Here is a 24770-nt window from a genome sequence, read left to right as displayed (position 1 = left end):
ATTCTTCACTTCGCTGCGCTTTTTTCAGAATAACAGATCGCTAATACTACCTGTTTCGACGCTCGCTTCGCTCGCGCAAATTCTCAAATCAAATTAGAATAAATCGTTCGCCGTAATACTCTTATCGTGTTTTGTATAATCCACCGGTCTTTTCGCAAAGAAATCATCCATTGAATTGGCAAACACTTCCTCTTCGAACCACACCATTGGGCGGTATTGTTCCGGAGTGACATTGTATCTTGTATTCATGTTGATTTTCTTTAAACTGTCATCAACACGGTATTTCATAAAGTTTAATAAATCTTCTTTTGAGAAAACATTCAGCTCTCCCAATTCGAAGATCCAGTCAAGGATTTCTCCTTCCAGTTCTACAGACTGGTCAACTAAGGTATAAATATCTTCAATATCAGAATCAGTTAATAAATCAGGTTGTTCTTCACGGATTTTATTGATCAGGTAAATTCCTGCATTGGCGTGAATCTGCTCATCTACGGAAGTCCATGCGATGATATTGGAAACATTCTTCATATATCCTTTGAATCTGGTGAAGGAAAGGATGATGGCAAATTGAGAGAAAAGCGAAACGTTTTCAATAAGGATACTGAATAATAAAAGAGAAGAAACATATTCCTTAGGTGTTGCAGAATTGGCGTGTTTCAGGACATTTGATAAAAAATCAATTCTCTTTTTTACGGCAGGAATTTCTACGACATGAGTAAATTCTTCGTTATAGCCTAATACTTCCAATAATCTGGAATAGGCTTCAGAGTGACGGAACTCACACTCGGCGAAGGTAGATCCTAAACCGTTGAACTCCGGCTTTGGAAGATGGTTATATAAATTTCCCCAGAATGTTTTTACGGATACTTCAATCTGTGCAATAGCCAGAAGTGCATTTTTTACGGCGTGCTTTTCGTGTGGTTCCAGCTGTGAATGAAAATCCTGAACATCTGCGGTAAAATCCACTTCCGAGTGCACCCAAAATGACTTGTTGATTGCTTCCACGAATTGAAGAACCTCAGGGTATTCAAATGGTTTATAGCTTACTCTTTTATCAAAAATTCCCATATTTAGAATGTCTTAAAAATTAATAATGATCGATGTGGATAAAGTTCAAAAAATATTCAACATTTTGATTTGTTGGTACTTACAGGTGAAAGTTATCAACCCGGCAAAGTATTTATCTTTTGGTGATGAACATGTACAAAGTTAGAAAACAAGAACTGTATTTAAAAGGGCGAAACACTAAATGATTGAGTTTTAACCTTAAAAGTTTTCCACATTTACATCAAAACCGCTTAAATACTGGCTTACAAAGGAGTATCATTGAAAAATGTTTGTTAAAAGCCGATTGAAGTTAAACAGTTTTTTATAAAGTTCTATTAATAAAGGACAAATTTATTAAACAATAATTTAATTAAAGAATTTTTCTTTCTGCGTAACAAATTAAAATTTATACCTACTTATTGGATAAAACATATCCCGCTTCATGTTAGTAATTCAGGATTTACATAAGTCATACGATACCGGAAAAAGTAAACTTCATGTTCTTAAAGGAATTAACCTTACCATTTCCGAAGGTGAGTTTGTTTCTATTATGGGGAGTTCCGGATCCGGAAAATCAACCCTGCTTAATATTATCGGTATTCTTGATGAAAAGGATTCCGGAATATATGAGCTGGATGGCGTTCCGATAGAACACCTTTCGGAAGTAAAAGCTGCGGAGTACAGGAGTAAATTTTTAGGATTTATCTTCCAGTCATTCAACCTGATCGGGTATAAAACCGCTCTGGATAATGTTGCCCTTCCTTTATATTACCAGAATATTCCGAGAAAAGAACGTGAACGCAGAGCAATGGAGTATCTGGAAAAAGTAGGGCTTGCGCAGTGGGCCAACCATTTGCCCAATGAACTTTCTGGAGGGCAGAAACAGAGGGTTGCCATCGCAAGGGCTCTTATCACCAACCCAAAAGTTGTACTTGCCGATGAGCCTACCGGAGCATTGGATTCCAAAACCACACACGATATTATGAAACTGCTTCAGGATATTAATAATGAAGGAAAAACTATCATTGTTGTTACACACGAACCGGATGTGGCTGCCCAAACCAAACGAAATGTCATTCTGAAAGACGGAATTATAGAAAGTGATGAATTTATTAAGCAGCTGGTTTTATAGGCTGGAAAATGGGAGACGGAAGCTTGGGGATGAAAATGAAAATTTTAATAATTAAATAAATCAGCGGAAAGAGTGGAGACTTTTATCATCAGACTTCCGCTTCAAATCTAAAGAAATATGTTCGACTTAGATCGCTGGCAGGAAATATTCAGTTCTATTCGCAGTAATGTATTGCGGACGGTACTTTCCGGCTTTACTGTGGCTTTGGGATTATTTATTTTTATTGTTCTGTTCGGAATAGGAACGGGCCTGCAGAATGCATTTACACAAGGTTTTGCAAGAGATGCCCAAAATCTGATTTCCATTGTAACAGGAAAAACAACGATTGCCTACAATGGACTTCAGTCTGACAGACAAGTGACCATGAATAATGACGACTACGATTTCCTTGTTAATATTGATAAAGAAAAAGTAGGAAGTTCCACTCCAAGATATACATCCAATTTATTGGTTAAATACGGTAAAGAGAGCGGCAATTATCAGATTAACGGGGCCAAGCCTGAAGAGCAGATCATTGAAAACAGAAAAATCCTTGAAGGAAGATACCTTACTCCTACTGATTTGGAAAGAAAACAGAATGTAGCTGTAATCGGAAGGATGGTTCAGCGTGACCTTATCAAAAACGGAAGTCCTGTAGGAAAAGAATTAAATATCAACGGAACCATGTTTAAAGTGGTTGGTGTATTTTCAGATGACGGCGGCGACTGGGACGAGAGGCACATCACTGTTCCGATTACTACATTGCAGCAGATGAAAAAAGGTTCGGATACCGTGAGCATTAATTATATCGCTTATAATGAAAAATTAACGCCCCAGGAAGCCATAAAGTACGGAGACGAACTAAAAGAAAGGCTAAAATCAAGAAAAAATGTAGCACCGGACGATGAAAACGGTGTAAGGGTCTGGAACAATGCCCAGAATATGAACGATACTTTTGCATTCATGGCAGTACTAACCGGAATTGTCGGCTTTATCGGTTTGGGAACGCTGGCAGCCGGAATTATCGGGATCAGCAATATTATGGTATATATCGTAAAAGAAAGGACTAAGGAAATCGGAGTGCGGAAAGCGATCGGAGCGAAACCAAAAACTATTGTGGCGCTGATTGTCCAGGAAAGTGTTGTGATTACGGTAATCTCCGGATTAATTGGGGTTGGTCTCGGTGTGCTGGCTCTCTACTTAATAGGAAATAATCTGGAAGAATATTTTATTAAAGATCCTAGTGTAGGGTGGGGACACATTTTTGCGGCATTCATAGCACTGGTTTTTTCAGGATTGATTGCAGGATTTGTGCCGGCTTACAGAGCTTCTAAAATTAAACCTATTGAAGCACTGAGAACAGAATGATGAACAGTGAACGCTGAATTTTGCTTCACAAGTTAATTTAGTTCTCAGAAAAATTATTGTCGCAGGGATTGACTATTGTTAGTATAAAAAGATTGACAGTTAAAATGAATATATTATTTAAAAAAGATACTTGGCAGGAAATTTATTATTCACTCAGGAATAATAAGCTTCGGACTTTACTTACCATGATTGGTGTGGGTTGGGGTATGTTTTTGTATGTAAGTCTTCTGGGGGCAGCTAAAGGAATGGAGAACGGCTTTGATAAGCTCTTTTCCGGATTTGCTACCAATTCTATTTTTCTCTGGGCGCAAAACACATCTATTCCTTACGAAGGTTTTCCTAAAGGAAGACAGATGCACCTCCATCTTTCTGATATCGACATGCTGAAAAGAAAAATTTCCGAAATTGATTACATTTCACCACAGAATTCAAGAGGAAGTTTTACGGGAACACCGGGAGAATCCATGTCAAGAAACGGGAAAAGCGGAACCTATGCTTTAACAGGAGATTATCCGGTAGGAAATAAGATCTCGGAAAAGAAACTGATTTTCGGTAGGTATATCAACGATGCAGATGTTTCCGGAAATAAAAATGTAGCGGTAATCGGAGAAGAGATTTATAAAAACTTTTTTGATTCTAAAAAGAATGAAAGCCCAATTGGGAAATCCATTAATATTAAAGGAATCTTTTTTAACGTGATCGGTGTTTTCAGAATAAAGAAAAACGGAGGGTTTGAAAATGATCAAACAGTTTTTATCCCGCTTTCCACCTATACCAAAATGTATAATGCAGGAGATCAGATTGATATGTTTGCTATTGTGAGTAAACCTAATGTCGACGTGAATTCCGTTGAAAAAACCGTAAAACTTGAATTAAAAGCTAAAAATAAAGTTTCTCCAGAAGATACCAATGCTTTCGGAAGCTTTAATCTCGGCAAAGAATTTAAAAAATTGACGGGCTTTCTTACGGGAATGCAGCTTCTTACCATTATTGTGGGAACATTAACCATTCTTGCGGGAGTAATTGCCATTTCAAATATCCTTTTGATTACCGTTAAAGAAAGAACTAAAGAAATAGGAATCCGAAGAGCATTAGGAGCAAAACCTTCCGAAGTGAGAAACCAGATTCTCCTGGAAAGTGTCGTGATTACGTTGTCTTCCGGACTTTTAGGTTTTATGTTCGGGATTTTTGTCCTTATGATTTTAAATGTAGCCACCCAGGGACAGGATTCTTTTCCTTTTTATAATCCTACGGTCAATTATGGAAATGTTTTTGCGGCGATGGCGGTTATGGTGATTTTAGGACTTATCATAGGAATGATTCCGGCACAAAGAGCGGTAAAAATACGTCCTATTGAAGCATTAAGAACAGAATAAAACTTTAATTTAAATAAAAATAAACTATACATATGAAAAAGAAATTCACCTGGAAAAAAGCCATTTATATTATTCTCGGGCTTTTATTTGCAGTGGCGCTGTTCTCAGGAATCAGATATTTTGTAAAATCCAATTCTAAGCAGAGCGAAGCTTTTCTTACCCGTAAGCCCACTGTTCAAAATATGGAAGACAAGGTAATGGCGACAGGAAAAATTATTCCAAAGGAAGAAATCGAAATCAAACCCAATATAGCAGGAATTATTGACAAAATTTTAGTGGACGAAGGCGACAGGGTGGAGGCCGGACAGTTGATCGCGACCGTAAGGATTGTCCCGAATATTGCTGAGGTGAATAATGCGCAACAAAATGTAAATAATCAGCAGCTCCAGATCAGCAATGCCAGGATGAATGTTGAAAACATGCGTAAGCAGTTTGAAATGCAGGAAAGACTTTACAAACAAGGAGTTGCCTCAAAACAGGAGTTTTTAAATGCACAACAGCAGCTCTATACAACACAACAGGCATTGAAAAATTCCCAACAGCAGCTCGTGACTGCGCAAAAAGCATTGCAGATTGCAAAAACAGGAGCTACTCCGGAACTTCAGGGGCTTGCTACAACGCAGATTCGTTCAAAAGCTGCAGGAACGGTTCTTGAAGTTCCTGTAAAAGTAGGAAGTCAGGTAATTGAAGCCAACTCTTTTAACGCAGGGACCACCATTTGTTCTATAGCCGATCTCAATTCTTTAATTTTTCAGGGAGAGATTGACGAAGCGCAGGCAGGAAAGCTTAAACAAGGAATGGATATGAAAATCGTCATCGGTGCTCTTCAGAATAAAACATTTCCGGGAAGACTAACGATGATTGCTCCGAAAGGGAAAGATAACAACGGAACGATCAAATTCCCTGTGGAAGGAGATGTTTTCAATCCAAATAATGAATACATCAGAGCTGGATTTTCAGCCAACGGCGAAATTGTACTCACCTCAAAGAAAAACGCTTTATTGCTGGATGAATCTTTAATTCAGTATGAAAAGAAAAACGGTAAAGATGTACCTTTCGTAGAGGTAAAACAGAAAGATGGTAAGTTTAAAAAAGCCTATGTAAAATTAGGAGCAAGCGACGGAATTAATGTGGAAATCCTATCAGGAATTGATAAAAATGCAGAAGTAAAAGTCTGGAATCCTTCTGATAAAGATAAAGAAGAGCTAAAAGAAAAATCAAAAAAATAGTAAACTAACACTATAGATTCAGATGTAGTCCTGGGAATTTTTCTCAGGATTTTTTTATTCAATTCATTTCTTAATCCTGTGTGTGTTTATATATTTTCAGATATGGTAATTATTAATGCAATTTTGTTGCATTAGTGAATTTATTTTTATCTTTGCTGAATAATAACGGTTCGTTACTTGTAGTAACTATCAACAAATAAATACTTATGAAAAATAACTTTGACGTAATCATAATAGGAGGAAGCTATGCCGGACTTTCTGCCGGAATGTCTCTCGGAAGATCATTAAGAAATGTTTTGATTATCGACAGCGGAAAACCTTGTAACCGGCAGACTCCTCATTCACACAACTTTCTTACGCAGGATGGTAAAGCTCCGAAAGAAATTTCAGAAATAGCAAAAGATCAGGTTTTAAAATATGAAACGGTAAGTTTTTTTGAAGGCAGGGTTGCAAAAACATCTCAAAATTCAGAAGGTTTTGAAGTGGAAATAGATAATGGTGAAAAATTTTCAGCTAAAAAAATAATTCTGGCTTCCGGAGTTAAAGATCAGATACCGGATATTAAAGGATTTGCCGAGTGTTGGGGGATTTCCGTGATCCATTGTCCTTATTGTCACGGCTATGAGGTTAAAGGTAAAAAAACAGGAATTCTTTCCAACGGTGATCTTGCTTTCGAATTTTCAAAACTGGTTTTTAATCTGTCTAAAGATCTCAGTTTATTTACCAACGGAGAATGTACATTAAATGAAGAGCAGGCAGAGAGATTCAGTCAAAATAAAATTAATATTGTTGAAGACGAAATAAAAGAAATTGTTCATGAAAACGGTAATATCCGGAAAATTGTATTTAAAAACGGAAGCGAAAAAGCTCTTGAAGCATTGTATGCAAAAATTCCTTTTGAGCAGAATATCAATACCGAAGATTTACAGCTTGAACTTACCGAGCATGGGTTTATTAAAATAGACCATTTTCATAAAACAAGTACCGATGGTGTATTTGCCTGTGGTGACAATACCACCATGATGCGGTCTGTAGCCAATGCGGTTGCGCAGGGAAACTTTACCGGAGCCATTGTGAATAAAGAATTATCAGAAGATGGATTTTAATTTCTTTTGATTCATACGATATTCCTCTCAAAGTATTTGGGAGGATTTTTTATTTCATTTTAAAAATTTAAGGTAAGAATCAGAAAATACTGTGGAAATCTCATTAAACAGCAAATATTCAGGATGTATTGTTAATGATAAGGCTAAAAATCATATGGATGTATACCGTAATCTCAGCGGAAATTTCGTATTTTTGGGGTGAAAAATTTCAAAAACTAAAAGTAAAATGGATATTATTTTCGACCTGATTGAAAAAGAAAGACAAAGACAAACTCATGGAATTGAGATGATTGCATCAGAGAACTTTGTTTCTGATAATGTGATGAAAGCCGTGGGAAGTGTGCTTACCAATAAATATGCTGAAGGATATCCCGGAAAAAGATATTACGGAGGTTGCGAAGTAATAGATGAGGTTGAAACGCTGGCTATTGAAAGAGCAAAACAGCTTTTTGGGGTGGACTATGTAAATGTACAGCCGCATTCAGGTTCTCAGGCGAATGCCGCCATTTATCTTGCCGTTTTAAAACCGGGCGACAAAATTATGGGAATGGATCTTTCTATGGGAGGTCACCTTACTCATGGTTCTTCGGTTAATTTTTCAGGAATTCAGTATGATGTGGTTTCTTACGGAGTGCAGCAGGAGACTGGTCTTATCGATTACGATCAAATGAGAGAAGTTGCTCTGAGAGAAAAGCCTAAAATGCTTATCGCCGGTTTTTCAGCATATTCTCGTGATCTTGATTATGCGAAATTCAGAGAAGTAGCAGACGAAATTGGTGCGACACTTTGGGCAGATATTGCACATCCTGCCGGTTTGGTAGCTAAAGGTCTATTGAATTCGCCATTTGAGCATTGTCATGTTGTAACGACAACTACTCATAAAACATTAAGAGGTCCGCGTGGAGGAATGATTATGATGGGAAAAGATTTTGAAAATACATATGGCCACAAAACTCCGAAAGGGGAAATCAAAATGATGAGCCAGGTATTGGATGGTTCCGTTTTTCCGGGTATTCAGGGAGGTCCGCTGGAGCATGTGATTGCCGGAAAAGCAGTTGCTTTCGGGGAAGCTTTGGATGTGAAATTTGAAACCTATGCAAAGCAGGTAAAATCCAATGCGCAGGCATTAGCAAAAGCAATGATTGACAGAGGTTTTGATATTGTAAGCGGAGGAACGGATAATCATTTAATGCTTGTAGATCTCAGAAACAAAGGTGTGAACGGTAAAGAAACTGAAAAAGCTTTGGTGCTTGCTGATATTACCTGCAACAAGAACATGGTTCCTTTTGATGACAAGTCACCATTTACAACTTCAGGGATCAGATTGGGAACTGCAGCTATCACCACAAGAGGATTGAAAGAGAATGATATGGATACCATTGCAGGATTAATTTCTGAAGTAGTAGACAATATTAAAAATGAAGAAGTACTTACTTTCGTTAGGAAAAAAGTGAATGAATTAATGGAAGGCAAAGCTTTATTTAACTATTAATTAATATCAAAATAAAATATAAAGAATGGGCATCTGCTCATTCTTTTTTATGGAATATGGAAAAGAAATCGTTCACTTTTGATGAGATAAAACAAAAGCTGGTAAACTATTGTGTGTACCAGGATCGCTGTCATTATGAAGTTGAACAAAAAATGAAAGAGTTTCTCCTTATTGATGAAGCGAAAGAGGAAATCATGCTTTATCTGTTACAGGAAAATTATTTAAATGAAGAACGGTTTACGCGAAGCTATATCCGCGGGAAATTTTATATTAAACACTGGGGAAAAACGAAAATTAAAATTCACCTTAAACAAAAGCAGGTTCCTGAAAAATTAATTGATGCATGCTTTGATGAAATTGATGAACAGGATTATAGCAAAACGATCCGCAAAATCTATGAAGATTATTATTCGAAGCAAAAAGGGCTTAAAGAATACCAGCGTAAATCAAAAACCATAAAATATTTAATGAGCAGGGGGTTTGAATATGAAAAAATAAATGATATTTTTGAATAATATTAAAAAAATAAGGCAGTTTAGAGTAAAAAGAGAATTTAAAAATTATTAACTATAGAAAGAAATTTATTCATTACATAGAAAAAACAATTTTGATTGGCAGTATGTTGCTTAATTTTTAAATACAGTGATAAACATAATTGCTATGTGGTATATTTTTTGCCAGGGTTGTTTTCTATTCCGCAGAATATCTGAAGAGAATAATTCATAATACCATATTATCTCTGAACTAAATTTAATTTTTAAATACTGATAATAGATGAAATTTTATTTTAAATTTGCATCAATACTTTCGAATGTGAAGGTCAGATTATACATTTTTATACACATGAATACCATTAAAGACAATGTACAACTCTTTTAGAAAGAAAATGTTCGGAGGAGATAATGTTGTCAATCTCTCGGATGTAAGATATCTGCCACGGTGGATAATTCTTGTAATAGATATTATCATATTGGTAATATCACTATTTTTAGCTACCTATATTATAGAAAAAATTACGCGGTCTGAATTTATTTACCACAATGATAAGATTGTAGTATTTGCAGGAGTGATATTTTCGAATGTCATGTTTATGTATGTTTTTAAAACATATGCAGGTATTATAAGACACTCTACTTTTATAGATCTTTTTAAACTACTTATCTCATGCTTCTGTACATTGTTTTTAGTAGGAAGTGCCAACATCATTTGTGAGTGGATAACAGGGAAAGAATTTATTATTAATCCTTTTCTTATATTGTATTTCATAATTTCCTTTATGGGGCTTTTTCTGTTCAGGCTTTATGTGAAAGAGTTCTTTCATATAGTGAGAGAATACAGAAGAAGCACATTGAAGAAAAGAATTCTTGTACTGGGGATTGATGAACAGTCTATTGCCATTGCAAGGGCAATTTTGGATAATCCTAGCCTTCCTTACCACGTAGTAGGATTTCTTACACAGCGTACAGACTCTAAGAGAGCATATTTACTGGGAAAGCCCATTTTTGCCAAAGAAAAAATAGAAGAAAACGCTAAAGAAGAACTTCTTATTGATGGCGTAATCATCATTAAAGAAATGATGTCTAAAGATGAAATGAATTCCTGGGTGAATTTATTTCTTGAAAAAGATCTCAATATATTCAAAGCACCATCGGTACAAAAGCTACGTGACAGTGATTTTGCGGGTTCCATCCGTAATCTTCAGATTGAGGATCTTCTGAACAGGAAACCGATTAAGATTGAAAACGAAGAAATCAAGAGAAGACATTTTAATAAGAACATCCTTGTAACGGGCGGGGCAGGCTCAATAGGTAGCGAAATTGTGCGCCAGGTTGCACAGTTTAATCCCTCACTTATTGTGGTTCTGGATCAGGCGGAAACACCTTTGTACGATATTGAACTGGAAATGAAAGAGAAGTTTCCTCATGTCAGATTCAAATTTGTACTGGCAGATGTCTCTAATAAACACAGGATAGAACCTTTATTCCAAACCTACAACTTTTCCATGGTATACCATGCGGCAGCCTATAAACACGTTCCGTTGGTGGAAGAGAATCCTCACGAAGGAATTCTTGTGAATGTACTCGGATCCAAAATTATAGCAACACTGTCCAGCAAATATAAGGTAAACCGATTCGTAATGATTTCTACAGATAAGGCGGTAAATCCCACCAATGTGATGGGAGCATCAAAAAGAGCTGCTGAATTATTTGTGCAGTCGTTGCAGAATGTAGAAGGGAACACTACCAAATTTATTACTACCCGGTTCGGAAATGTTTTGGGATCCAACGGATCGGTAATTCCGCATTTCAAAAGACAGATTGAAGCCGGAGGACCTGTTACCATTACCCACCCGGATATTGTAAGATATTTTATGACGATTCCTGAAGCCTGCGAACTGGTACTACAGGCTGGTACGATGGGCCAGGGAGGAGAAATCTTTGTTTTTGACATGGGAGAGCCGGTGAAAATACTGGATCTGGCAAGAAGAATGATCAAACTGTCGGGATTTGAGCCGAACATTGATATTAAAATTATTTATACCGGGCTAAGGCCAGGTGAAAAATTGTATGAGGAATTATTAAGCGACGATGCCAAAACATTGCCTACTCATAATGAAAAAATCATGATTTCCAAAGATCCTATCATGGAATTCCTGGAGATAGAAACGCTTGTAAATTCTATTACCAAAGCTTCCTTAAGAAGAGATAAAGTTGAAGTAGTAAAGCTTCTGAAGATAATTGTTCCGGAATTCAGAAGTAATAATTCAATATATGAAGTACTGGATAAATAGAATAATTTAAATGTATATATTTGTACAATTTTTAAAAAACGATGAAAGGTAAAATATTGGTAATATTATCAGCATTTATAATAGTTTCCTGTAAAACTAATCCCAATGCTAAAAATGATCTGAACTATTTGCAAAATATTGAAAAGGTAGCAATTGAATCATCCGCAAGAAATTCTGAAAATACTGTTCAGAAAGGGGATCAGCTGGTTATTCTTATCACAGCAAAAGATATGGATGTTGTAAGACCATTCAACCAAAACTATTCTTCATCAGAACTTGTACAGAATAATTCATTCGCAGGGGGAAATACCCCCAACCAAGGCGTTAGTACAATTTTGGGTCCAACGTATATTGTAGATGCCAATGGTAATATTGATTTTCCAATTTTAGGGATTATTAAGACGGAAGGAAAAACATTGGTGGAACTGAAAGAAGAATTAAGGGAGAAAATGCAGAAATATGTTATTAACCCTACCATAAATATCAGACTAGCTAATTTTAAAGTAACAGTATTAGGAGAGGTAAACAGACAGGGGGATTATATCATATCAAACGGACAGGGAACCATTCTTAATGCTCTTGGGATGGCCGGTGATCTTACCATGTACGGGAAAAGAGATCAGATATTGGTGATCAGAACTGAAAATGGGCAGGTTATTCATGGAAAAGTAAATTTGCAGGACGCTAATCTTATCAATTCGCCATATTATTATTTAAAGCAGGGAGATGCTATTATCGTAGCTTCCAGCAACGCAAAAGATATTCAGGCAAAACAAAACCCCAATACAGGACTTTATTTAACTGCAATTTCGATCGGTGTCACAGCTATTGCTGTTGTAGTAAGTTTATTTAAGAAATAAAATTGATGAATAACCAAAATAACCCAGGAAATTTAAAAGCAAATAACGAATCAAATAGTATTGATATAAATGAGATTATAAGACCCTATTTGAGGAAATGGCCATGGTTTATAGTAAGTGCAGTAGTTGCATTTGTTATAGGATATGTTTCATTAAAGCTTATGGTTCCTGTTTATAATACACAATCTACTGTATTAATAAAAGATGCAAAAAGCTCAGTTTCTCCTGTAGGTAATGAGCTTGGTGTATTGCCGGACTTAACCAGTTTTGGAGGGCTAAAAACAAACAGCATTGCTAATGAAATAGAGATCCTAAAATCAAAAAAATTGATGCGTGAGGTTGTTCTTAATAAGAATCTTCAGACAACTGTTATAGCAAAAGGAAGAATTAGAACGCTTGAGCTATACAAATTAAGCTCGCCCATTGATGTGAAAATAATTTCTGAAAAACCAAGCGATGCATCAAGTAATACTATTAAACTTAATATTGACGGAGATAAACTGACACTCAATTCAGAAAAGTTAAAAAAACCAATTGTAACCACATACGGAAAGACGATATCACTTCCTTTCGCAAATATTATTATTACTAAAAACAGACAATTCAATCCGTCATTAATAAAAGGAGCTGATGCAAAAAATATTGAGTTACAAATCTCGTCATTAGAAAGTACAGTTAACAACCTTCAGTCTGCACTTAATGTTTCTTTAATTACCAAAGATGCAACTGTTTTAAAGCTGGATTTTAAATATCCGCAAATATCAAAAGCAGAAGATGTATTGAATAATCTTGTGATTGCTTATAACAATGAAGCGATCCTGGATAAAAATCTGGAATCTCAAAAGACGCTGGATTTTATTGAAGATAGAGTGAAAAAGCTTTCAGGAGAATTGGGTGAAGTAGAAAATGAAAAGGAAAATTTTAAATCAAGAAATAATCTTACAGACCTTGAAAGCGAAGCAAGAATAAACCTCGAAAGCTCTGCTGATGCAAGAGCCAAGCAACTGGAAGTTGATGCCCAGCTGGAGCTTACAAATTCTTTAATAAGATTTGTTTCTAATCAAGGTCAATATCAGGTGTTACCTTCAAATATCGGGCTTAATAACACTGAAGCTGTATCAGGAATTTCAGCATATAACCAATTAGTAATACAAAGAAATAAATTGTTAGAATCCGGAACACCGGATAACCCTGTCATTATTGATGTTACCCAGCAGATTCAATCCATGAGAAACTCCATAATGCAAAGTCTTCAGAGAAACAAAACGGGACTTGAGCTGGCGAGAAATGAATATCAGGGAGAACAAAACAAAGTTTCAGGAAAAATTTCAAAGCTTCCTTCCATAGAAAAAATGTTTAGAAGTATTGAAAGGCAACAGCAAATTAAGGAAAATTTATATCTTCTTCTTTTGCAGAAAAGAGAGGAAACGGCTATTGCACAGTCTATCACCGCTCCCAAGGCAAGGGTTATTGATAAAGCATATGCCTCTACAGCGCCTATTTCGCCAAACAGAAATATTGTACTTCTTGCATCAATTTTTATCGGATTATTAGTGCCGTTTCTTATTATTTACCTGAAAGAGCTTCTGAATAATAAGATTGAAACCAAACATGATCTGGAAATTTTAATAAAGGCTCCTGTTATTGCAGAGCTGCCAAGCCTTGAAAGTGGCGATTCAGAAATTGTGAAAGTAAATGATATAACACCTATGGCAGAAGCTTTCAGAATTCTTATTACCAATATGAATTTTATGCTTCCTAAAGATAATAAAGGAAAAGTTATTTTTGTTACCTCTACTGTAAAAGGTGAAGGAAAAACATTCACATCGGTTAACCTCGCTTTAACACTAGCCAATCCTAAGAAAAAAGCAATTATCATTGGTTCAGATATCAGAAACCCTCAGTTACAAAGATATAATCCTGCACGAAAAGGTCTTGCAGGGCTTACGGAGTATCTTTATTCCGATGATACCAAATTGGAAGATATCATTCATGTTTCTTCGTTTAACCCTCATCTGGATGTTATTTATTCAGGAATGATACCGCCGAATCCTACAGAATTGCTTTCAAACGGACGATATGAAGCATTATTGGAAGCGTTGAAGGACAAATACAATTACATTATTTTAGATACCGCGCCGCTGCTCCTCGTTACGGATACCTTCCTTATTGCAGAAATGGCTGATATGACCATCTATGTTTCAAGATCCAAATATACAGAGAAGTCCTTGTTGAAATTTGCCAATACCAATATTGATCAAAATAAGATCAAAAATGTAGGTTTTGTACTCAATGACGTAAGCCGAGAAAATTTAGGATATAATAATAAATATGGATATGGATATAATAATATCCATGATAAAACATGGTTTGAAAAAATTAAAGATAAATTTACACAAAGATGAAATCATATAGAATAGCTGTTATAGGACAGGGGTATGTCGGGCTACCGCTATCTCTGGAGTTTGCAAATCATTATCCTGTACTGGGATTTGATATTAACCCTATAAGAGTTGATCAGCTTAACCAGGGAAACGATGTTACTCTGGAAGCAGATAAAAAAAAGCTCGATGAAAGCTTAAAAAAATACAATGAAACAAATGGATCAACAGGATACAAAGCAACGAGCGAATTATCCGATATTGCTTCGTCAAATGTTTACATTGTAACAGTTCCCACTCCCATTGACAAGTACAATGCACCGGATCTTAATCCTTTAATTTCGGCCTCGAAAATGCTGGGAGGTATCATCAAAAAAGATGATATTGTGATTTATGAATCTACAGTTTTTCCCGGCTGCACCGAGGAAGAATGTGTTCCTGTACTGGAAAAACATTCCGGATTAAAATACAATGAAGATTTCTTTGTAGGATATTCTCCTGAAAGAATCAACCCGGGAGATAAAGTCAATACACTTACAAATGTTAAAAAAGTTACATCCGGATCTACAGAAAAAACAGCTGAAGAAGTAGATAATCTTTACAAAAAAATTATTACGGCAGGAACACATAAAGCGCCAAGCCTTAAAGTTGCAGAAGCTTCAAAAGCAATAGAAAATGCGCAACGTGACGTGAATATTTCTTTTGTAAACGAATTGGCTTTAATTTTTGATAGATTAGGAATCGATACCCACGATGTTTTAGAAGCAGCCGGTACAAAATATAATTTCCTCAAATACAAACCTGGTTTAGTGGGCGGACATTGCATCTCCGTAGATCCGTATTATCTTGCCCATAAAGCAGAACAGTTGGGATATCATCCTGATGTAATCTTATCCGGACGTCGTGTGAACGATTCTATTGCCAAATTTATTGCTTCTAAAGTGGTAAAACTTCTCATCGCGAAAGGTGGCGTTATCAAAGATTCGGAAGCGCTGATTTTAGGTGTTACCTTTAAAGAAAATTGTCCCGATATAAGAAATACTAAAGTAATTGATATCTATACAGAACTTAAAGACTACGGAGTAAATATAGATATCTATGATCCCTGGGCCGATAAAGATGAAATAAGGCATGAATACGGGATAAATATTTTAGATACTTTAATTGAAGGGAAAAAATACGATTCAATTATTGTAGCGGTTTCGCATAATGAATTTATCCAGCTGGATCTTAATCAGCTGAAAAAGGATAATGCCGTAGTTTTTGATACTAAAGCTTGTTTTGACCGGAATTTAGTAGACGCAAGATTATAAAATAATAAACATGAACTACGATATCATTATTGTTGGTGCAGGTTTAGTAGGGTTAGCCACGGCATATCAGACAAAACTTAAAAATCCCGCCTCTAAGATCTTAATTTTAGAAAAAGAAAATAATGTGGCTGCACATCAGTCGGGGCACAACAGTGGAGTAATTCATAGCGGAATCTATTACAAACCGGGAAGTTTAAAAGCAAAAAACTGTATTGAAGGATATAATTCCGTCATTAATTTTGCCAAAGAATACGGAATCAAATATGATCTCTGCGGAAAAATTATTGTTGCAACCTCACAGGAAGAATTACCGCTTCTGGATAATATTTACAAAAGAGGTATAGATAATGGCCTTCAGAATCTGAAATACCTCTCAAGAGAAGAATTTCGCGAAATTGAACCTCATTGCGAAGGGGTAAAGGCAATAAAAGTTCCGCAGACAGGAATTATCGATTACCCGGGAATCGCAGGTAAAATTAAAGAGCTTTTTGAAGAATTAGGCGGTGAAATAAGATTTAATAACGAGGTTAAAAATATCATTAATAAAAATGATGAAATCGTTGTTACAACCGGCCATTCAGAATTCAAAACAAAAAAGCTGATCTCCTGTGCGGGATTATATTCAGACAAGGTCACTAAAATGACCAATGATAAGAATGATGTCATTATTATTCCTTTTCGCGGAGAGTATTATAAAATAAAAGATGAAAAAAAATATTTGGTAAAACATCTTATTTATCCTGTTCCGGATCCTAATTTCCCTTTTCTGGGAGTTCATTTTACCAGAATGGTTGATGGAAATATTGAAGCCGGACCTAATGCCGTTCTGGCATTTAGAAAAGAAGGATATCGTTTTTTTGATTTTGATTTTTCTGAAACCATGGAAACCCTTTTTTGGCCCGGCTTTAGAAAAATTGTTGGCAAGTATGGCAAAACCGGACTGGGAGAGATGCATCGCTCTTTATCAAAAGCGGCTTTTACCAAAGCACTGCAAAAGCTGCTTCCCGAAATACAGGAAAGCGATCTTGTACCGGGAGGAGCAGGTGTCCGGGCACAGGCCTGCGACAGAAACGGAACCTTAATTGATGATTTTGATATTGTAAAGAACGGCAATATTATTCACGTCAGAAATGCACCTTCACCGGCTGCAACTTCCTGCCTTTCCATTGGAGAGAAAATCAGTAAATTAGTAGAAAACTAATGAAAACACTCAGATAAAACAAATTGTATGAAAATTCAGATGGTTGACTTAAAAAGTCAATACGAAAAAATAAAGGAGGAAGTCAATGCAGGAATTCAGGAATGCATCGATAATACCGCGTTTATTAACGGACCAGCAGTAAAAGAATTTCAGCAGGAATTTGAAAAATACCTAAACGTAAAACATGTAATTCCATGTGCAAACGGAACAGATGCTTTACAGATTGCAATGATGGCTTTGGATTTAAAACCGGGAGATGAAGTAATCTGTCCTGCCTTTACCTATGTAGCTACCGCGGAAGTAATCGGACTTTTAGGGCTAAAACCTATTATGGTGGATGTTGATGAAAATACGTTCAATATTGCTCCAGAAGGATTGGAAAATTATATTACCCCAAAGACAAAGGCTATTGTGCCCGTTCATTTATATGGGCAAAGTGCAGAGATGAAAAAAATTCTTGATTTTGCCGAAAAGCACAATCTATTTGTAATTGAAGACAATGCTCAGGCCATAGGTTCAGATTATACATTTCCAGACGGAACATCCATGAAAACGGGAACAATAGGTCATATCGGATGCACTTCTTTCTTTCCTTCCAAAAATCTGGGATGCTATGGAGACGGGGGAGCATTAATGACAAATGATGATGATCTGGCGGCAAAAATCAGAATGATTGCCAATCATGGGCAGCAAAAAAAATACTATCATAAAGTGCTGGGATGCAACTCAAGACTGGATACCATTCAGGCAGCTATTTTAAAGGTTAAACTGAAACAGCTTGATCAATATTCGGCTTCGAGAAATCAAATGGCTGCATATTATGATGAAAATCTTAAAGAAATACCTGAAATCCAAGTTCCCGAAAGGGCAAAAAATGCCACCCATGTTTTTCACCAGTACACGCTGAAAGTGAAAAATGGAAAAAGAGACGCACTGCAACAATACCTGGCCGCAAAAGATATTCCCAGCATGATCTATTATCCGCTGCCATTATACAGACAGGAGGCTTTTGAACAATATGTGGAAGAAGGCTTTAGCCTGCCGGTTACGGAAAAACTTTGTTCGGAAGTAATTTCTCTTCCTGTTCATACAGAATTTAATCAACAGATTTCAGATTATATAATTTCTGAGATTAAAAACTTTTTCAAAACTAATAATTAAAAAATAAAGATAGCATGTCGGATTTTTTTGCACACGAAACAGCAGTTATCGATGAAGGTTGTGAAATAGGAGCAGGAACCAAGATTTGGCACTTTTCTCACCTCATGCCAAACTGTGTTCTGGGAGAAAAATGTAATATCGGTCAGAATGTAGTTATATCTCCTAAAGTAATTTTAGGGAAAAATGTAAAGGTTCAGAATAATGTATCAATATATGAAGGTGTAACATGCGATGATGATGTATTTCTCGGTCCTTCAATGGTTTTTACCAATGTCATTAACCCCAGAAGTGCCGTAAACAGGAAAAATGAATATCTTAAAACCCATGTAGGGAAAGGAGCATCAATAGGAGCCAATGCTACCATTGTTTGCGGACACAATATCGGGAAATATGCTTTTATAGGAGCAGGCGCGGTAGTGACAAAAGAAGTTCCCGATTATGCATTGGTTGTAGGAAATCCTGCAAGACAGATGGGGTGGATGAGTGAATTTGGACACCGTCTTAATTTCGATGCTAAAGGATTTGCACTGTGCGAAGAAAGCGGTGAAAAGTACAAATTGGAAAATAATAAAGTTTCGAAAATTTAGAATATAAAATGTCTGAAAAAATAAAATTTGCAGTTGTCGGCTGTGGTCATATCGGAAAAAGACATGCCGAGATGGTTTCCAGAAACCCTGAATGTGAACTGGTAGCCTTAATAGATGTAAAAGATCAGTCGGAGTTAGGAATCGAAAGCTATCATGTGCCCTTTTTTAAATCTTTAGACGATTTTTTAAATTCCGGAATTGAAGCAGATGTTATCAATATCGCATCGCCCAACGGGTTTCATTTTGAACAGGCTCATCTGGCGATTTCTGCAGGCAAGCACGTAGTGGTGGAAAAACCGATGGCACTAAGAAAACAGCATGCCGAAAAACTTATTTTCCAGGCTTTGCACAAACATAAACAGATTTTTGCCGTTATGCAGAATCGGTATTCCCCACCTTCTGCATGGATCAAGGAAATGATAGAAAGCGGTAAATTGGGGCAGATCTATATGGTTCAGCTTAATTGCTATTGGAACAGGGACAACAGATACTATAAACCGGAGTCATGGCATGGTAAAATAGAGCTTGACGGCGGGACACTGTTTACCCAGTTTTCCCATTTTATAGATATCATGTATTGGCTGTTTGGCGATATTACCAATATTCAGGGCAAATTTGCCGATTTCAACCATAAAGACCTCACTGATTTTGAAGACTCAGGATTTGTAAACTTTGATTTTGTTGACGGCGGCATGGGTTCTCTGAATTATTCTACTTCTGTATGGAACCAAAACCTTGAAAGCTCCATGACCATCATTGCAGAAAATGGTTCCGTAAAAATTGGCGGACAATATATGGACAAGGTGGAAATCTGCAATATTAAGGATTATATAATGCCGGAGTTACCCCCTACCAATCCTGGAAATGATTACGGTGCCTACAAGGGTTCTGCTGCAAACCACCATTATATCATAGAAAATGTAGTGGATGTTCTGAAAGGGAGAAACACAATTACAACAAATGCTTTGGAAGGTCTTAAAGTAGTAGACATTATTGAAAGGATTTATGCTTTAAAATAATATGGAACATTTGCTTATAATTCCTTCATGGTACTCTTCAAGACACAGACCTATCGTAGGGATTTTTTTTAAGGAACAAGCCGAGATTTTATCGAAAAAAATTGATAAGGTAGGTGTTGTATCACCATTATTCAGAAGTTTTAAAGATTTTGATGTTTCAGGAAATCAAAATCAGTTTATGAATGTTAATGGAGTAATAACCTACACACAGGAAATATGGCATTATCCGTTGTTAGAGAAATTGAATAATAAAAGATGGTTTACCACCTGCAAGCATCTTTTTGAAAAATATATAAATGACAATGGTTTACCAGATATTATTCATGTACATTCTATAACCATTGCAAGGGATATTATTAAATATATCAACAAAAAGTATAATATTCCTTTTGTTATTACAGAGCATTCTACGGGCTTTGCAATGAATGGGTATAATAAAAAGGATTTAAAAATTTTTAAATCAAACATTGATTATTGTGCTTATAATATTGCGGTGAGCGAAAGTTTGGCACAGACTCTTTCACAAAAGCTGGGAAGTACTTGGAATGTGATTCCTAATACTATTCAAAATGTTTTTTTTGAGGAAGGAAATAAAAGACTCTCATTTCCAAGAGATAAACAAAAAAAAATATTTTTTACACTATCTAATCTCATTCCGGTAAAAGGGCTTGATATTTTAATAAAAGCTTTTTCTATGTTGTATAAAGAAAATACAAATGTAGAATTATGGATAGGAGGAGATGGTAGTGAAAAGAAAAATATCGAACACCAGATTAAAGAACTTAAAATGGAGGATCGTGTTTTTTTATTGGGAAAGCTGGACCGCGAAAATGTATTGGAGAATCTAAAGAAAGCGGATTTTTATATTTCGCCAAGCTTACAGGAGACCTTTGGTGTTGTAATTATTGAAGCACTTGCAATGGGATTACCAACGGTTGCGACACGCTGTGGAGGCCCCGAGCATATTATTAATGATGAGGTAGGAATCATTGTAGAAAAAGGTTCTGCAGATGAATTATATTCGGCAATGAAACTAATATTGGCAAATGAGAATAATTATGACAGTAAAAAAATAATTGATTATTGCAGGGATAATTATTCAGAAGATGTGGTGAGTGAGAAGATTATTAATGTATATAGAGAAGTTTTAAATGGCTAAGAATATTATCATTTTAATGATCAGACGGGGACTAGGTGCTTTGATCTCCATTCTTGGAACAACAATGATTGTTAAAAACCTTACTGTTGAAGATTATGGTATTTATTCTATTTTTTTAAATATAATCAGTCTTTCCTCTACTTTTGCTACTTTAGGTGTAGATGCAGCGACAGGATATGTATTGCAAAATAAAAAATATAAACCGGAAAATGCACTGATTAATACTTTTTGTCTGGGTGCAATCTTATCTGTGGTATCATTTCTTATTTTTAGCCTGATTTTTTATAATCTGCACCTTTCAGACTTTAATATGATTCCGCATAACATAAAGATGTATATGGTAATTAGCAGTGTGGGTATGCTATTTTCCAATATTCTTTTTTCAATTTTGATGGGAAGTATGGATTTTAAAAATTATTCGATATTTACCATTCTTCCTAATCTTACATTGGCCACTTCACTGGCAATATCAATTAAATTTTTCAATCTTACATTAGAAAAAACAGCATTATTTTTTATGCTGGGCTATATAATATCTTCAATATCTTTAATCATATTCTTATCCGTTCGATATAATATTTTTAATAACCTTCGGTTTTTTAGTTCAGAAATATCACGGTATATATTCCGTTATGGCTTTCAGTCGTATCTTTCTAATATTGTGACCTTTCTTAATTATAGAATCAACATATTTATAATAGGTTATTTTTTAGGTTCAAAAGATGTTGGTTTTTATTCAACCTGTCTGGTAATTGTAGATTTTATTTGGCTTCTTTCGAGCACCATGTCATCCATTACATACCCATTATTTTCAAATCCGAGTGTTAAACATCTTAGGAAAAAGCTCATCCCTATTATTACCAGAACGATACTCCTTTTCACAACCATTGCAACTTTTGCATTTTATATATTAAGTGATTATCTTATTCCTTTATTATTTGGAGAAAAATTTTTATTGATCAAAAATCTTATTTTGATTCTTGCCCCCGGAGTCATACTCCTTGGAGGTGCTAAAATCATCAGTGCTGATTATACCGCGCAAGGAAAGCCCAAAATGAATATATATCTTAATGTAATGGCTCTGATCATTACTATTGTTACCAATATAATATTTATTCCCAGATTAGGTCTTCAGGGAGCCGCACTTGCAACTTCAATCTCATTTGGTACTTTATTTATTACAAGCTTAGTGATATATTGTAAAATGACGGATACCCGTATTATTTCTTATCTTGTACCCAAATTAGATGATTTAAAAATGATTTTAAAAGCAAACCATTAATGTATTTTGTTTTTTTTATAATATTCTTATTATGTCTTGGAGGATTGGGCGGATCTTTCCAGCCTTCACGATTATTAATATTAATGATACCGTTGTTTTTGAACGTGTTTATTAATAAAACACACTTAAGCTATAACAAGACAATTCAATTTGGGCTCAAGACTTATTGTATCTGGCTGGTCTATGGGGTTATCACTCTTTTCTGGAGTGCAGATCCGGTAGCAGGGCTTAATTCAGAATTAATTGTTATGGCGATAGGTATGCTTAGCCTTTTATTTTTTCCTCTTTTATTAAAAAATGATAAAAAAAGCCTGCTTATTATTAGAAATGGTTGGATCCTAGGACTGTGTTTTACAATTCCGTTTGCTATTTATGAGATCGTTACCATGACACACTTTGCATACTCTGAAGAAGACAGGCTTATTGGAGGAATAGGAATATATGCTCCCTTTGCTGCTGTTTTTTTCGGTAATTATAATAATTACTGTGTGTATATATGTTTATGCCTCCCCATGATCTTTTGGGCGCTGATGGATGATAAAAATAAAGTAAGGAAAATTTTATATATGATCTTGCTGGGAGTTTCCATCCTTATTATTTTTATTAATACTAATAGAACGTCTATGGTAGTCGTTGCTATTTATTTTTTATCATTGCTAAGACTGAAAGCCAGAAATATATTTGCCGTTCTTGGTTTAACAGCATTATTTCTTGTTTCTTATAAGTTTTTGCCCAATAATATTACAGATAATATTGAGATTTTATTTAATAACAGGGTAAATGTTGATTACAACGAAGATACTTCTGCCAATATAAGAAAAGGGGTGTTCTTATCAGGGATTGACTTCCTATTTGAAACTAATGGATTTGGAGTGGGAGCCGGAGCTTTTGAAACTCATATGGCTAAAGCACCACGCCACCAGGGAATCATAAATCCACATAACTTTTTTCTGGAAATTGTTTCACAATACGGAATTTTTATATTTCTTCTCTTTGTCATTTGGCTTTTTTTAATCATGCGGAAGATTTATACTAACTCCTACATTAATTCATCTTTAAAAAGAATCTTTTATGCCAGTGTAATCGTAATTCCTATAATTGGTGTTATCAATAGTGATTCATTAGGATTTACATATTGGTGGGTGTATATATCATCATTAGCTGTTATTTCCTCCATAGATCTAAATACAATTAAAAACGATTCAGAATACAAATGAAAATATTAACGATAATCGGAGCCAGACCTCAATTCATAAAAGCAGCTGTTTTAAGCAGATTAATAATGAACGATCCTGAAACTGAAGAAATTCTTGTTCATACAGGACAGCATTATGACGAGAATATGTCTGAAATATTTTTTGAAGAAATGGATATTCCTAAGCCTCAATATAATTTAAATATCCACAGCAAGCTCCATGGAGAAATGACCGGTAAGATGATGACCGAAATAGAACAGGTAGCGCTAAAAGAAAAACCGGACTGGATTTTAGTATACGGAGATACAAATTCTACAATGGCAGGAGCTTTGGTCGCATCAAAACTGCATATAAAATTAGCGCATGTAGAAGCAGGTTTACGATCTTTTAATAATAAAATGCCGGAGGAGATCAATAGAATTATTACTGATAGATTAAGCGATATCCTTTTTTGCCCTACAGACTACGCCGTAGAAAATTTAAAAAAAGAAGGTTTTGAAAATTTTAAGGATAAAAAAATTATAAGAACAGGCGATATCATGCTGGATGCCTCCATGTTCTATTCTAAAAAACAGATTAGCTTTAACAAAGAAGTTCCGAAAGATTTTATTTTATGTACAGTTCACAGAGCTGAAAATACGGATAGTACTGAAAAATTGCGTACTATTTTTAAATCATTGAACGAAGTAGGGGAAAAAGTCAAAATTGTTTTGCCATTGCACCCAAGAACAAAATCAAAATTAGAAGATATTACCTCAGACTATAAAGCAGAATATCCTAATATTATTTTCCTGGAGCCACTCGGCTATTTGGAGATGATCTGGTGTCTTAATAACTGCAGATTTGTCATTACGGACAGCGGAGGCCTTCAGAAAGAAGCTTATTTCTTTAAAAAGATGTGCCTTACTCTTCGCGATGAAACGGAATGGAGAGAGCTGGTTGATAATGGGTATAATATTCTGTCAGAGATCAACGAAAATGATATTTTGAATAATGCATTTAAAATTTTTGATCGTAAGGAAACATTTGATAAAGAATTATATGGTGACGGAAAGTCTGGAGATTTTATTCTTCAGCAACTAAAAAAATAG

General features: G+C 35.4%; 20 protein-coding genes. 19 read left to right on the top strand and 1 reads right to left on the bottom strand.

What is annotated here, in order from left to right; all coding sequences use genetic code 11:
- Positions 1 to 93: 93 nt before the first annotated feature.
- On the bottom strand, positions 94 to 1068 hold the full coding sequence (locus ODE14_RS10385) for a ribonucleotide-diphosphate reductase subunit beta (protein WP_263601406.1): 975 nt from the start codon (positions 1066 to 1068) through the stop codon (positions 94 to 96).
- A 421-nt stretch (positions 1069 to 1489) separates the two neighbouring features.
- On the opposite strand from ODE14_RS10385, the gene ODE14_RS10380 reads away from it, so the two are divergent.
- From ODE14_RS10380 to wecB, 19 genes are all read left to right on the top strand, one after another.
- Entirely contained in the window at positions 1490 to 2179 is a 690-nt protein-coding gene (locus tag ODE14_RS10380) for an ABC transporter ATP-binding protein (protein WP_263601405.1), read from the top strand.
- A gap of 117 nt (positions 2180 to 2296) precedes the next feature.
- On the top strand, positions 2297 to 3526 hold the full coding sequence (locus ODE14_RS10375; protein ID WP_263601404.1) for an ABC transporter permease: 1230 nt from the start codon (positions 2297 to 2299) through the stop codon (positions 3524 to 3526).
- Between the two features lie 104 nt (positions 3527 to 3630).
- Positions 3631 to 4902 carry an ABC transporter permease gene (locus tag ODE14_RS10370; protein WP_263601403.1) on the top strand — a complete coding sequence of 424 codons (1272 nt, stop codon included), beginning with the start codon at positions 3631 to 3633 and terminating at the stop codon, positions 4900 to 4902.
- Positions 4903 to 4934: 32 nt separating this feature from the next.
- Positions 4935 to 6131 carry an efflux RND transporter periplasmic adaptor subunit gene (locus tag ODE14_RS10365; protein ID WP_263601402.1) on the top strand — a complete coding sequence of 399 codons (1197 nt, stop codon included), beginning with the start codon at positions 4935 to 4937 and terminating at the stop codon, positions 6129 to 6131.
- A gap of 206 nt (positions 6132 to 6337) precedes the next feature.
- Entirely contained in the window at positions 6338 to 7237 is a 900-nt protein-coding gene (locus ODE14_RS10360) for an NAD(P)/FAD-dependent oxidoreductase (protein WP_263601401.1), read from the top strand.
- Positions 7238 to 7463: 226 nt separating this feature from the next.
- The gene (gene glyA, locus ODE14_RS10355; RefSeq protein ID WP_263601400.1) at positions 7464 to 8729 is read left to right on the top strand and encodes a serine hydroxymethyltransferase; all 1266 of its coding nucleotides are present in this window, start codon (positions 7464 to 7466) and stop codon (positions 8727 to 8729) included.
- 56 nt (positions 8730 to 8785) lie between these two features.
- Entirely contained in the window at positions 8786 to 9244 is a 459-nt protein-coding gene (locus ODE14_RS10350; RefSeq protein WP_263601399.1) for a regulatory protein RecX, read from the top strand.
- Positions 9245 to 9591: 347 nt separating this feature from the next.
- Entirely contained in the window at positions 9592 to 11520 is a 1929-nt protein-coding gene (locus tag ODE14_RS10345; protein ID WP_263601398.1) for a nucleoside-diphosphate sugar epimerase/dehydratase, read from the top strand.
- A 41-nt stretch (positions 11521 to 11561) separates the two neighbouring features.
- Positions 11562 to 12380: a polysaccharide biosynthesis/export family protein gene (locus ODE14_RS10340; RefSeq protein WP_263601397.1), complete on the top strand. Its 819-nt coding sequence runs from the start codon at positions 11562 to 11564 to the stop codon at positions 12378 to 12380.
- Positions 12381 to 12385: 5 nt separating this feature from the next.
- Positions 12386 to 14785, top strand: coding sequence for a GumC family protein (locus ODE14_RS10335; RefSeq protein ID WP_263601396.1), 2400 nt, complete (start codon positions 12386 to 12388; stop codon positions 14783 to 14785).
- Positions 14782 to 16074: a nucleotide sugar dehydrogenase gene (locus ODE14_RS10330; protein ID WP_263601395.1), complete on the top strand. Its 1293-nt coding sequence runs from the start codon at positions 14782 to 14784 to the stop codon at positions 16072 to 16074. The genes ODE14_RS10335 and ODE14_RS10330 overlap by 4 nt, the downstream gene beginning before the upstream one ends.
- A 10-nt stretch (positions 16075 to 16084) precedes the next feature.
- Positions 16085 to 17275, top strand: a complete 1191-nt coding sequence (gene lhgO / locus ODE14_RS10325) for an L-2-hydroxyglutarate oxidase (protein WP_263601394.1) — start codon at positions 16085 to 16087, stop codon at positions 17273 to 17275.
- Positions 17276 to 17302: 27 nt separating this feature from the next.
- The gene (locus tag ODE14_RS10320) at positions 17303 to 18436 is read left to right on the top strand and encodes a DegT/DnrJ/EryC1/StrS family aminotransferase (protein ID WP_263601393.1); all 1134 of its coding nucleotides are present in this window, start codon (positions 17303 to 17305) and stop codon (positions 18434 to 18436) included.
- Positions 18437 to 18450: 14 nt separating this feature from the next.
- The gene (locus ODE14_RS10315; RefSeq protein WP_263601392.1) at positions 18451 to 19023 is read left to right on the top strand and encodes an acyltransferase; all 573 of its coding nucleotides are present in this window, start codon (positions 18451 to 18453) and stop codon (positions 19021 to 19023) included.
- A gap of 8 nt (positions 19024 to 19031) precedes the next feature.
- Positions 19032 to 20042: a Gfo/Idh/MocA family protein gene (locus tag ODE14_RS10310; RefSeq protein ID WP_263601391.1), complete on the top strand. Its 1011-nt coding sequence runs from the start codon at positions 19032 to 19034 to the stop codon at positions 20040 to 20042.
- 1 nt (position 20043) lies between these two features.
- Positions 20044 to 21201, top strand: a complete 1158-nt coding sequence (locus ODE14_RS10305; protein ID WP_263601390.1) for a glycosyltransferase — start codon at positions 20044 to 20046, stop codon at positions 21199 to 21201.
- Complete coding sequence (locus ODE14_RS10300; RefSeq protein WP_263601389.1) at positions 21194 to 22483, top strand: oligosaccharide flippase family protein; 1290 nt, start codon at positions 21194 to 21196, stop codon at positions 22481 to 22483. Before ODE14_RS10305 ends, ODE14_RS10300 begins: the two co-directional genes overlap by 8 nt.
- Complete coding sequence (locus ODE14_RS10295; RefSeq protein WP_263601388.1) at positions 22483 to 23700, top strand: O-antigen ligase family protein; 1218 nt, start codon at positions 22483 to 22485, stop codon at positions 23698 to 23700. The genes ODE14_RS10300 and ODE14_RS10295 overlap by 1 nt, the downstream gene beginning before the upstream one ends.
- The gene (wecB, locus tag ODE14_RS10290; protein WP_263601387.1) at positions 23697 to 24770 is read left to right on the top strand and encodes a non-hydrolyzing UDP-N-acetylglucosamine 2-epimerase; all 1074 of its coding nucleotides are present in this window, start codon (positions 23697 to 23699) and stop codon (positions 24768 to 24770) included. Before ODE14_RS10295 ends, wecB begins: the two co-directional genes overlap by 4 nt.

Source organism: Chryseobacterium sp. PET-29 (assembly GCF_025736815.1).
GTDB classification, from domain to species: domain Bacteria; phylum Bacteroidota; class Bacteroidia; order Flavobacteriales; family Weeksellaceae; genus Chryseobacterium; species Chryseobacterium nepalense.
The sequence above is the reverse complement of the archived record's forward strand: the minus strand, read 5'-3'. Positions and strand labels throughout refer to the sequence as shown.

Bases quoted from the DNA above. Each gene is read 5' to 3' on its own strand.
- ODE14_RS10385 (WP_263601406.1), bottom strand. From the start codon at position 1,068: ATGGGAATTTTTGATAAAAGAGTAAGCTATAAACCATTTGAATACCCT.
- ODE14_RS10380 (WP_263601405.1), top strand. From the start codon at position 1,490: ATGTTAGTAATTCAGGATTTACATAAGTCATACGATACCGGAAAAAGT.
- ODE14_RS10375 (WP_263601404.1), top strand. From the start codon at position 2,297: ATGTTCGACTTAGATCGCTGGCAGGAAATATTCAGTTCTATTCGCAGT.
- ODE14_RS10370 (WP_263601403.1), top strand. From the start codon at position 3,631: ATGAATATATTATTTAAAAAAGATACTTGGCAGGAAATTTATTATTCA.
- ODE14_RS10365 (WP_263601402.1), top strand. From the start codon at position 4,935: ATGAAAAAGAAATTCACCTGGAAAAAAGCCATTTATATTATTCTCGGG.
- ODE14_RS10360 (WP_263601401.1), top strand. From the start codon at position 6,338: ATGAAAAATAACTTTGACGTAATCATAATAGGAGGAAGCTATGCCGGA.
- glyA (WP_263601400.1), top strand. From the start codon at position 7,464: ATGGATATTATTTTCGACCTGATTGAAAAAGAAAGACAAAGACAAACT.
- ODE14_RS10350 (WP_263601399.1), top strand. From the start codon at position 8,786: ATGGAAAAGAAATCGTTCACTTTTGATGAGATAAAACAAAAGCTGGTA.
- ODE14_RS10345 (WP_263601398.1), top strand. From the start codon at position 9,592: ATGTACAACTCTTTTAGAAAGAAAATGTTCGGAGGAGATAATGTTGTC.
- ODE14_RS10340 (WP_263601397.1), top strand. From the start codon at position 11,562: ATGAAAGGTAAAATATTGGTAATATTATCAGCATTTATAATAGTTTCC.
- ODE14_RS10335 (WP_263601396.1), top strand. From the start codon at position 12,386: ATGAATAACCAAAATAACCCAGGAAATTTAAAAGCAAATAACGAATCA.
- ODE14_RS10330 (WP_263601395.1), top strand. From the start codon at position 14,782: ATGAAATCATATAGAATAGCTGTTATAGGACAGGGGTATGTCGGGCTA.
- lhgO (WP_263601394.1), top strand. From the start codon at position 16,085: ATGAACTACGATATCATTATTGTTGGTGCAGGTTTAGTAGGGTTAGCC.
- ODE14_RS10320 (WP_263601393.1), top strand. From the start codon at position 17,303: ATGAAAATTCAGATGGTTGACTTAAAAAGTCAATACGAAAAAATAAAG.
- ODE14_RS10315 (WP_263601392.1), top strand. From the start codon at position 18,451: ATGTCGGATTTTTTTGCACACGAAACAGCAGTTATCGATGAAGGTTGT.
- ODE14_RS10310 (WP_263601391.1), top strand. From the start codon at position 19,032: ATGTCTGAAAAAATAAAATTTGCAGTTGTCGGCTGTGGTCATATCGGA.
- ODE14_RS10305 (WP_263601390.1), top strand. From the start codon at position 20,044: ATGGAACATTTGCTTATAATTCCTTCATGGTACTCTTCAAGACACAGA.
- ODE14_RS10300 (WP_263601389.1), top strand. From the start codon at position 21,194: ATGGCTAAGAATATTATCATTTTAATGATCAGACGGGGACTAGGTGCT.
- ODE14_RS10295 (WP_263601388.1), top strand. From the start codon at position 22,483: ATGTATTTTGTTTTTTTTATAATATTCTTATTATGTCTTGGAGGATTG.
- wecB (WP_263601387.1), top strand. From the start codon at position 23,697: ATGAAAATATTAACGATAATCGGAGCCAGACCTCAATTCATAAAAGCA.